2 protein-coding genes are annotated in these 9,131 nt (G+C 73.6%); both read left to right on the top strand.

The window, feature by feature from the left end; genetic code table 11:
• Positions 1-13: 13 nt before the first annotated feature.
• On the top strand, positions 14-7,246 hold the full coding sequence (locus tag AB0G59_RS28885) for a type I polyketide synthase (RefSeq protein WP_360917673.1): 7,233 nt from the start codon (positions 14-16) through the stop codon (positions 7,244-7,246).
• Positions 7,233-9,131, top strand: a 1,899-nt coding sequence (locus tag AB0G59_RS28880; RefSeq protein WP_360917670.1) for a type I polyketide synthase, incomplete at its 3' end; no start/stop codon positions are given. The genes AB0G59_RS28885 and AB0G59_RS28880, both read left to right, overlap by 14 nt.

Genomic DNA, 9,131 nt, shown 5'->3' with positions numbered 1-9,131 from the left:
CGTGACGGGTGAGGTGGCATCCGCGGAGCTGGTCTGCAGCCCGGACTACTGGGTGCGCCACGTCCGCGAGGCCGTCCGCTTCGCCGACGGTGTGAAGGCGCTCGCCGAGGCCGGTACGACCGCGTTCCTGGAACTGGGACCGGACGGTGTACTCGCCGCCATGGCCCAGCAGAGCCTTGACGGCTACGAGACGGTGGTCGTACCGGCCCTGCGCAAGGACCGGCCGGAGGAGACCTCGCTGCTCACCGCCCTCGCCCGGCTGCACGTGGCGGGCGTCGACGTGGACTGGCCGGCCCTGTTCGCCGGTACCGGTGCGCGCCGCGTCGACCTGCCGACGTACGCCTTCCAGCGCGAGTGGTACTGGCCTGAGCGCGCGACCGCACCGGTTGTCGCCGGTGAGCAGGACGCCGTGGACGCCGCGTTCTGGGCGGCGGTGGAACGACAGGACATGGAGTCGCTGTCGTCCACGCTGGACCTGGACGACGCGGCTCTGTCGGCCCTGGTGCCGGCCCTGTCCTCCTGGCGCCGCAAGCGGAACGAGTCGTCCGTCGTGGACGGCTGGCGCTACCGCGTGAGCTGGAAGCCCCTGACCGGTACGGCAGCGGGCAGCGTCCCCTCGGGCACGTGGCTGGTGCTGCTCCCCGCCGGGCAGGCGCACGACGCGTGGTTCTCCGCAGTCGTCGGAGCGGTCGGCACCGACACGGTGTGCGTCGAAACCGATGTCACCGATGCCGCCGGCCTCGCCGAGCGGCTCGCCGACCACGACACCGCGTACGCGGGCGTCGTCTCCCTGCTCGCCACCGCCGCCGCGCCCGGCGATCAGGGCCTGCCGACGGGCCTGGCATGGCCGGACGCCGTGCTGCGGGCGCTGGCGGACGCCGGAATCGACGCCCCCCTGTGGTGCGTGACCCGGGGTGCGGTGTCGGTGGGACGTTCCGAGACGCTCAAGAGCGCCGCCCAGGCGGCGGTCTGGGGGCTCGGCCGCGTCGCCGCCCTGGGCCACCCCACGCGGTGGGGCGGCCTCATCGACGCACCGGACGTGCTCGACCAGCGCTCGGTGGACCGGTTCCGCGGCATCGTGTCCGGCGCGCTCGGCGAGGACCAGGTCGCCCTGCGGCCCTCCGGAGCCTTCGCGCGCCGACTGGTCCGGGTCCCCGCGGCCCCGGCCGAGGCCCCCTGGCAGCCGGCCGGCACGGTGCTGGTCACCGGCCGGGTGAAGGGCTTCGGCGGTCACGTCGCCCGCTGGCTCACCCGGCACGGCGCCGAACACGTCCTGCTGCTCGGCACCGAGGAGACAGCCGGTACCGAAGCGGCGGCCGGATCCGACGGAACAGCCAGCAGCGGCGTCGCCGAACTACGGGCCGAGCTCGCCGACCTGGGCGCCGAACTCACCCTGGCCACCGGCGAGGTGGCCGACCGACAGGCGCTCACCGCAGCTCTGGCTTCGGTCCCCGAGCGCTTCCCGCTCACCGCGGTCGTCCACACGGGCGAGAACAGGCAGCCGGCACTCGACGGCTCCGCACCGCAGGAGCCGGACGTGTTCCTCTCCGAGGTCCACGCGGACGTCGAGAGCCTGGAAGCGGTGATCGGCGACCGGCAGCTCGACGCGTTCGTGCTGTTCTCGTCGATCTCCGGGATCTGGGGCATCGCCGGCCAGAGCGCCGGCGCCGCGGCGAGCGCCTACCTGGACGCCGTGGCACAGCGACGCCGCGCACACGGCGCCCGGGCTCTGTCGGTCGCGTGGGGTGCCTGGGCGGACTCCGCCCAGGACGGTCTCGCCGCGCACCTGCGGGCCAACGGGCTGCCCGCCATGGACCCCGAGCGCGCACTGGCCGCGCTCGGCCGGGCCACCGGCGACGGCGAGGCCGCGGTGACCGTGGCCGACGTGGCGTGGGACCGCTTCGCACCGGCCTTCACCCGCTCCCGGCGCAGCTCCCTCTTCGCGGAGCTGCCCGAGGCCCGGCAGGCCGTCGCGGACACCCCGGACGGCGAGCAGGGCAAGGCGACCACCGCCTCTGCCCTGCGCGGCGAGCTCCTCGGGCTCTCCCCGGCCGACCGCACCGAGCTGCTGCTCACCCTCGTCGGCACCGAAGTCGCGGCGGTCCTGGGCTATGCCGGAGCCGACGCCGTCCCGTCCGGACAGGCGTTCCGCGACCTCGGATTCGACTCTCTCACCGCGGTCGACCTCCGTAACCAGCTGGCCACCGCCACCGGTCTGAGCCTGCCCGCGACCCTCGTCTTCGACTACCCGACCCCCGCGCTGCTGGCGGAGCACCTGCGCGCCGAACTCCTCGGCGAGCAGGACGCACAGGACGCGCGGGGCGAACAGCCCGCGCCGGCCGGCCCGGCCGGCCACGCGGGGGCCGTCGCCGACGACCCGATCGTCATCGTCGGCATGAGCTGCCGCTACCCAGGCGGCGTCCGCTCACCCGAGGACCTGTGGCAGCTGGTCAGCGGGGGAGTGGACGTCATCGGCGGATTCCCCACCGACCGCGGCTGGGACCTCGACCGGCTCTCCCGCGGCGACCAGGACGGCAGGGGCCGCACCCGTACGCAGCAGGGCGGATTCCTTTACGACGCGGCCGACTTCGACCCCGGGTTCTTCGGGATCTCGCCACGCGAGGCGATGGTCATGGACCCGCAGCAGCGCATCGTGCTCGAAGCCGCCTGGGAGGCCCTGGAGCGGGCCGGGATCGACCCGGCCGTGCTGCGCGGCGGCGACACCGGTGTGTTCATCGGCGGCGGCAGCGGCGACTACCGCCCCGACGCCGGCCACATCGGCCACGCGCAGACGGCGCAGTCGGCCAGCCTGCTCTCCGGCCGGCTGTCCTACACCCTCGGCCTGGAAGGGCCGTCGGTGACCGTGGACACGGCCTGCTCGTCGTCCCTGGTGGCGCTGCACCTGGCCGCACAGGCGCTGCGCTCGGGGGAGTGCTCGGTGGCGCTCACCGGAGGTGTGACGGTGATGTCCACGCCGGTGACGTTCGTCGAGTTCGGCGAGATGGGCGCACTCTCCCCCGACGGCCGGTGCAAGGCGTTCTCCGACGCCGCCGACGGCACGGGCTGGTCGGAGGGCGTGGGCATCCTCGTCGTCGAACGGCTCTCGGACGCCCAACGGCTCGGCCACCAGGTGCTGGCCGTCCTGCGCGGCTCGGCCATCAACCAGGACGGCGCGTCCAACGGCATCACCGCGCCCAACGGCCCCTCGCAGCAGCGGGTGATCCGACGCGCCCTGACCAACGCCGGCCTGTCGCCGGTGGACGTGGACGCGGTCGAGGCCCACGGCACGGGCACCACCCTCGGCGACCCGATCGAGGCCCAGGCACTGCTGTCCACCTACGGACGGGACCGCGAGCGGCCGCTGCTGCTGGGCTCGGTCAAGTCCAACATCGGTCACACGCAGGCCGCGGCGGGCGTCGCGGGCGTCATCAAGATGGTCATGGCGATGCGGCACGGCGTCCTGCCCAGGACCCTGCACATCGACCGGCCGTCGACCCACGTCGACTGGTCGGCCGGCGCGGTCGAGCTGCTCACCGAAGAGACAGGATGGCCGCAGACCGGCCGCCCGCGCCGGGCCGGAATCTCCGCCTTCGGCGCCAGCGGCACCAACTCGCACGTGATCCTCGAACAAGCCCCGTCCACCGGGGAAGCCCCGTCCACCGGGGAAGCTCCCTCCGCCGGGGAAGGAGCCCTGCCGGCCGACACCGGCACGCAGCGGCACACCCCCCTCCCGGTCCCCGTGCCGGTGTCCGCCGTCACGCCGGACGCCGTACGGAACCAGGCGGCCCAGCTGCTGTCGTACGTGACGGCACACCCCGACCTGGCGGTCGCCGACCTCGCCCACTCCCTGGCCACGACCCGCTCGACCTTCGAGCACCGGGCCACGGTCCTGGCGGGCGACCACGACGAGCTACTCAAGGGCCTGGCGGCGCTCGCCGCCGGCCGCGGCACCCCGCAGGTCGTCCAGGGCCGGGCCGTACCGGGCGGAAAGACGGCGTTCCTCTTCTCGGGCCAGGGCTCGCAACGACTGGGCATGGGCCAGGAGTTGTACGGCCGCTACCCGGTCTTCGCCGAGGCGCTGGACGCCGTCCTGGCGCGCTTCGACCTCGAACTGGACCGACCGCTGCGAGAGGTGATCTCCGGCGACGAGGAGCTGCTGAACCAGACCGGATTCACCCAGCCCGCGCTGTTCGCCATCGAGGTGGCCCTCTTCCGGCTGGTGGAGTCCTGGGGCATGCGCCCGGACTTCGTGGCCGGACACTCCATCGGTGAACTCGCGGCCGCCCACGTGGCCGGCGTCCTCACCCTCGAGGACGCGTGCACCCTCGTGGCGGCACGCGCCCGCCTGATGCAGGCACTGCCCACGGGCGGCGCGATGGTCGCCCTCCAGGCCACCGAGGACGAGGTGACCGAGCGCCTGACCGAAGGCGTCTCCATCGCCGCCGTCAACGGCCCGAACGCCGTCGTCATCGCCGGCGACGAAGCCGCCGTGCTGCGCATCAGCGAAGGTTTCGACGCCGCAGGACGAAAGACTAGGCGTTTGCGGGTGAGCCATGCATTTCACTCACCGCATATGGACGCCATGCTTGAGGACTTCGGGCAGGTCGCTCGTAGCGTGTCGTACGCTGCGCCGACCCTGCCGCTCGTGTCGAACCTGACCGGTGCAACGGCCACCGCGGAGCAGGTGTGCGACCCCGCCTACTGGGTCGACCACATCCGCCGGGCCGTGCGCTTCGGCGACGGCGTACGCACCCTCGCCGAGCGCGGCGTGACGCGATTCGTGGAGATCGGCCCCGACGGCGTCCTGTGCGCGATGGCCCAGGAGACCCTCGACGGCGCCTTCCCGCAGGCGGTGACCGTACCGGCACTGCGCAAGGACCGCGGTGAGGAAGCCTCGATCGTCACGGCCATGGCCCGCCTGCATGTCAACGGCATGAGCCCGCGCTGGTCCGGCTTCTTCGCCGGGACCGGGGCGAGCCGGGTCGACCTGCCCACCTACGCGTTCCAGCGCCAGCGGTTCTGGCCCGAGACGAAGCCCTCCACGGCACCCGTCGCGAGCCACGAGGACGCCGCGTTCTGGTCCGCGATCCAGGGCGAGGAATTCGACACCCTGGCCGCCACCCTGAACGTCGACAGCGACTCCCTGTCCAAGGTGCTCCCGGCCCTGAACGACTGGCGCGGCCGGCGCAGCGACCAGGCCACCGTGGACGGATGGCGCCAGCTGGTCACCTGGAAGCCGCTGAGCAGGGCACGCACCACCGCCCTGACCGGCACCTGGCTCGCCGTGGTCCCCGCGGTCCACACCGACCAGGCCTGGGTGAAGGACGTCGTCGCCCTCCTGGGCACCGACACCGTGTGCATCGACGTGGCCGACCCCAAGCGCGAGGCCCTCGCCGAGCGGCTGCGCGAGCACACCGACGGCGGCAGCCGGTTCACCGGCGTGGTCTCCCTCCTCGCCCTCGACACGACGTCCGACGCGAACGGCGTGCCCGCCGGTCTGGCCCTGACCACCACACTGGTACAGGCCCTCGGCGACGCCGGCATCGCGGCACCCCTGTGGTGCGTCACCCGCGCCGCGGTCGCGGTGTCGGGCTCCGAGTCCGTACCGGGACTGGCACAGGCCGGCGTCTGGGGCCTGGGCCGGGTCGCCGCACTGGAGTACCCGCAGCGCTGGGGCGGCCTGATCGACCTGCCCGAGGCCATGGACGAGCGCTCCGGCGCCCGGTTCACCGCAGCCCTCGCCGACCCCGACGGCGAGGACCAGATGGCGGTGCGGCCCGCGGCCCTCTTCGGCCGCCGCCTGGTGCCCGTACCGGGCGGACAGCCGGTACGCACCTGGGACCCGGCCGGCACCGTGCTGGTCACCGGCGGCACCGGCGCCCTGGGCGCACAGGTCGCCCGCCGACTGGCCACCGCCGGCGCCCGCCATCTGGTGCTGCTCAGCCGCCGCGGCCCCGACGCCCCCGGCGCACGGGAACTGCGCGACGAACTCGCCGCACTGGGCGCCCAGGCCACGATCACGGCCTGCGACGCGGCCGACCGGGAGGCGCTGACCGCCGTCCTCGCCGCCATACCGCAGGAAGCGCCCCTGACCGGCGTCGTCCACGCGGCGGGCGTGCTGGACGACGGTGTGCTGGACAGCCTGACTCCGGAACGCTTCGAGTCGGTGTTCCACGCGAAGGTCGCCTCGGCACTCCTCCTGGACGAACTGACCAGGAACCTGGACCTGTCGGTGTTCGCCCTGTTCTCCTCCGCCTCCGCGGCGGTGGGCAACCCCGGCCAGGCCAACTACGCCGCCGCGAACGCCATCCTGGACGCGCTGGCCGAACACCGGCGCGCCCACGGCCTCGCCGCCACCTCGATCGCCTGGGGCGCCTGGGGCGGGGGCGGCATGGCCGCCGACAGCCGGGCCGTCGTCCTGGCCCAGCGCACCGGCATCCGGCCGCTGGACCCGGACCTGGCCGTCACCGCGCTGCGCCAGGTGGTCATGAGCGCCGACGCCACCACGGTCGTCGCCGACGTCGAGCCGGGGCAGTTCGTCCGGGCCTTCACCACCGTCAGGCCCAGCCGCCTGCTGGCCGAGCTGCCGGCCCCCGCGCAGCCGGCCACTGCCGGCACCGCCGCGCCGGACGCCGAAACGGCCGGCCCCGCCCTGCGCGAGAAGCTGGCCGGCCTGCCGGCCGCACAGTGCTCCGCGGCCGTCCTCGACATCGTGCGTGCCCGGGTCGCGGAAGTACTGGGCCACAGCGACGTGGACGCGGTCGGCGCCGACCGGGCGTTCAGGGACCTCGGGTTCGACTCCCTCAGCTCCGTCGAGCTGCGCAACCAGCTCAACGGCGCCACCGGACTGAGCCTGCCCGCCACCCTCGTGTTCGACCACCCGACGCCGCTCGACCTCGCCGGACACATGCTGGACCAGCTCGTACCGGGCGGCGCCCGGAACGACCGGGACGGCGACGAGGACGCGCTCGACGCCGACGACGTGGACCAGGCCGGCATCCGGTCGCTGCTGGCCGGAATCTCCATCGCCCAGCTGCGGGAGATCGGCGTGCTGGAGCCGCTGCTGAAGCTCGCCGACCGCACGCGGGCGGGCAGCGACAGCGCAGCCGGCGACGGCGAGGGCACCGAGGCCGCGTACGACGAGTCCATCGACGCCATGGGCGTCGACGACCTCGTACGGGCCGCACTGAACGGCAACTCCCTGACCGACAGCGGGACCGACGGAGCTGACAATGACCACGCCTAGCGAGAAAGTCGTCGAAGCACTCAGGTCCTCGATGAAGGAGACCGAACGGCTGCGGCGCCAGAACCACAAGCTCGTCGCCGCGGCCACGGAGCCCATTGCCATCGTGGCGATGAGCTGCCGCTACCCGGGCGGGGTGAACTCGCCCGAGGCCCTCTGGGACCTGGTGGCATCCGGAACGGACGCCATCGCCGGGTTCCCGGCGGACCGCGGCTGGGACCTCGACGCCCTACGGGACGCCGGCGTCGACCAGCGCGGCAACCGCGTCAGCCAGAAGGGCGGATTCCTCGACTGCGTCGCGGACTTCGACGCCGACTTCTTCGGCATCTCGCCGCGCGAAGCCGTGTCGATGGACCCGCAGCAGCGCCTGCTGCTGGAAACGTCCTGGGAGGCGTTCGAGCGCGCAGGAATCGACCCGGTGTCGCTGCGCGGCAGCCAGACCGGCGTCTTCGTCGGCACCAACGGCCAGGACTACGCCTACCTCCTCGTCCGGTCCCTGGCAGACGCCACCGGCGACATCGGCACGGGCATCGCCGCCAGCGCCACCTCCGGCCGGCTCTCCTACACCCTGGGCCTGGAGGGCCCGGCGGTGACCGTGGACACGGCATGCTCCTCGTCCCTGGTGGCCCTCCACATGGCGGCGCAGGCCCTGCGGTCCGGCGAGTGCTCGCTGGCACTCGCCGGCGGCGTCAACGTCATGTCCACCCCGGGCTCCCTGATGGAGTTCAGCCGCCAGGGCGGCCTGGCGTCCGACGGGCGGTGCAAGGCCTTCTCGGACGCCGCCGACGGCACGGGCTGGTCCGAGGGCGTCGGCATGCTCGTCCTGGAACGGCTGTCGGACGCCCGCCGCAGGGGCCACCAGGTCCTGGCCGTGGTGCGCGGGTCCGCGGTCAACCAGGACGGCGCGTCCAACGGCTTCACCGCCCCGAACGGCCCCTCGCAACAGCGGGTGATCCGACGGGCCCTGCGCGCGGCCGGACTCGCCGCGTCGGACGTGGACGTCGTCGAAGGGCACGGTACGGGCACGCCGCTCGGCGACCCGATCGAGGCCCAGGCCCTGCTGGCCACGTACGGGCAGGACCGCGACCCCGAGCGGCCGTTGCTGCTGGGCTCGGTCAAGTCGAACCTCGGCCACACGCAGGCCGCGGCCGGTGTCGCCGGTGTGATCAAGATGGTCATGGCGATGCGGGAAGGCGTGCTGCCGGAGACGCTGCACGTGGCAGCGCCGTCGTCGCACGTGGACTGGTCGGCCGGCGCGGTGGAGCTGCTGACGGAGCCGCGGGCCTGGCCCGAGGTGGACCGGCCGTGGCGCGCGGGTGTGTCGTCGTTCGGCATCAGTGGGACGAACGCGCATGTGATCGTGGAGCAGGCGAGCCCGGGCGAGGCCGCTGCTGAGCAGCAGCCCGCAGCGTCACAGACCCCGTCGCCTGCGGTAGCGCCTGCCGTGGTGCCGTGGCTGGTGTCGGCGAAGTCCGAGGATGCGCTGGCGGAGCAGCTGGAGCGGGTGTCGGCGTTGGAGGGGCTGTCCCCGGCCGATGTGGGCTTCTCCCTGGCGACGGGCCGGTCGACGTTCGCGCACCGTGCGGTGCTGCTGGCCGGTGCTGATGCCGGTACCGATGCGGGTGTTGATGCGGTGACCGAGGTGGCTCGGGGCAGGGCTTCGACCGGCCGGTCGTTGGCGGTGTTGTTCTCGGGTCAAGGTTCGCAGCGGGTGGGGATGGGTCGTGAGTTGTACGGCCGGTTCCCGGTGTTTGCTCAGGCGCTGGATGCGGTGCTGGAGCGGATGGACGGCTCGCTGCGGGAGGTGCTGTTCGGCGATGACGCCGGTGCGCTGAGCGAGACCGGGTTTACGCAGCCTGCGTTGTTCGCGGTCGAGGTGGCGCTGTTC

This window comes from Streptomyces sp. NPDC021096, assembly GCF_040641275.1.
Taxonomy (GTDB): domain Bacteria; phylum Actinomycetota; class Actinomycetes; order Streptomycetales; family Streptomycetaceae; genus Streptomyces.
Note: the sequence above shows the minus strand (reverse complement) of the source record. Positions and strands in the feature narration are given on the sequence as shown.